The 1,386-nt window shown below is 72.6% G+C and carries 3 protein-coding genes; all 3 read right to left on the reverse strand.

The window, feature by feature from the left end; translation table 11 throughout:
* Positions 1-44: 44 nt before the first annotated feature.
* Positions 45-791 (reverse strand): hypothetical protein, encoded by a 747-nt coding sequence (locus Q9Q40_11910; protein MDQ7007927.1) that lies wholly within the window; start codon positions 789-791, stop codon positions 45-47.
* On the reverse strand, positions 788-1,075 hold the full coding sequence (locus tag Q9Q40_11915) for a hypothetical protein (protein MDQ7007928.1): 288 nt from the start codon (positions 1,073-1,075) through the stop codon (positions 788-790). Before Q9Q40_11915 ends, Q9Q40_11910 begins: the two co-directional genes overlap by 4 nt.
* The coding region (locus tag Q9Q40_11920; protein MDQ7007929.1) for a hypothetical protein at positions 1,072-1,386 on the reverse strand (315 nt) is incomplete at its 5' end. The genes Q9Q40_11920 and Q9Q40_11915, both read right to left, overlap by 4 nt.

Raw genomic sequence — 1,386 nt, forward strand, 5'->3', positions numbered from 1 at the left:
AAAACAGCGTCGCTCCCACCGCACTGACCCCCACCACCAGCCATTCACTCAAGGCATCCCCCAGCAAGCCCCCAGCAAACACCCCTCGGCCGGACATCGGCCTCGCCGACCCGGATCCGGCCCAGGCCATACGTCAGGCCGCCCCACGGCCGGACGCGGATCCGCCAGCGAGGATCGAGGGGCGGCCCCACCAGCAGGCCATCTAGAGTAGGTACGACCTGGGACACACCGTCGCCGGTGGCCCCCAGGCCGACGCCCACCATCCACCGCTCTGGCCGGCGGCGCGGCCGCGACACCAGCAGGTCGGTCACGTCGGCCTCCAGCGCCCGGGTCCACCTGCGGCCCGTTTCGCGGTCCTCGGCCCACTGCTCGCCGGCCACCATCACGCGGTCGCCCTCGGTGGCCACGGCGGCCACCTGCACGCCGAGATCGAGTACGGGGGGCGGACAGGACTGGTCGCGACCGGCGGGAGGGGGGGCGCCAGGATCGACCATCACTGCCCGCCCCTCCGATCTCATCGCGGCCACCACGCGGGCATCCAGGCGGCTGCGGATGGCCTCCAGCCTGCGGGCGACCTCGGCGCCCATCTCGGCGGCCATCGCGTCCAGGTCGCGCTGCGTGGCCACGTCGGCGACGGTGACGCCCTCGCGCTCGAGGGCGGCCACGTGGGCCGCCTCACGGCGATCGGCGGCCGTCTGCGCCTGGTGGCCGCGCATGTAGCCCCACACGCCGACGATCACCACGGCGGCGACGAGCGTCGAGTACGCCGCCGCGTGCACGTATCGCATCATGCGTCGGCCGGCGGCGAGACGGTCACCAGGCGCTCGATGGACAGCAGCCACTCGTCAGGGATGGCCAGCCAGCCGTCCGTCTCGCCCGTCTCGGCGGACACGGACAGGCCCACGAGCACCACGGGCACGTCGTGCCCGCACACCTCGCGGACCGACCGGCCGCCCCACACCCCTGGCGTGCGCCACACGCCCACGCTCGCGTCGCCCATGTCGCCATCGACGCTCTGCATCGCGTCGGCCCACGTCACCAGCACCAGCGCACCCGTCGGAGGATCTGTACTCATCGCGCCCTCTGTACCTCGTAGGCCACGCGCGGCCCGTCACGGTAGATAGCCAGCCACGCCGCGCCGGTTGTCTTGGGCGCGTACCCGCGCTGTGTCGCCCACGAGCTTGGATCCTCCGCGCCCTTGTAGCCGGGCACGCGGACGTGTAACTGCTCGTCGCGGTAGACCGTCCCGTGGCCGTTGCATCGCTCGCGTGCGATGGGCACGAGCCACTCGTCATGAGTGTGGCCAGTGAGGATGACGTTCGCGTCCGGCAGGTAGACGGCCATCCGGTTAGTCGCGATCACGCCGCGCGTCACCGGTGCGCCGCC

The organism is Acidobacteriota bacterium (assembly GCA_030949985.1).
In the GTDB taxonomy this organism is placed as follows: domain Bacteria; phylum Acidobacteriota; class Polarisedimenticolia; order J045; family J045; genus JALTMS01.